Consider the following 269-nt stretch of genomic DNA (forward strand, 5'->3'; position numbering starts at 1 on the left):
GACCGGTGTTGAGCCAAAGTTCTTTGGTAAACCTTTCAGCAACATCTTTGATTTGGCCTTCTCAATGCTCGGTTCGTTTGATCCGGCGCGCACGGTGATGGTGGGCGACAGTCTTCATACGGATATCCTGGGCGGTCAGGCGGCAGGTGTAAAAACGGCGCTCATATCTGGGTACGGATTTTTCGCGGGCCATGATGTCGTTGAACCCATTGATACGTCAGGCATTCAGCCGGACTATATATTGCAACGTCCTTGAACACTTTGTTTTG

At 50.6% G+C, this 269-nt stretch carries 1 protein-coding gene; it reads left to right on the forward strand.

Features of this window, described 5'->3' with window-relative positions; genetic code table 11:
- Nucleotides 1-256 (forward strand): HAD hydrolase-like protein (locus tag AACQ14_RS24250; RefSeq protein ID WP_339366099.1); only part of this gene is annotated, 256 nt, incomplete at its 5' end.
- Nucleotides 257-269: the final 13 nt, after the last annotated feature.

It is taken from the genome of Vallitalea maricola (assembly GCF_036985595.1).
Classification (GTDB): domain Bacteria; phylum Bacillota; class Clostridia; order Lachnospirales; family Vallitaleaceae; genus Vallitalea; species Vallitalea maricola.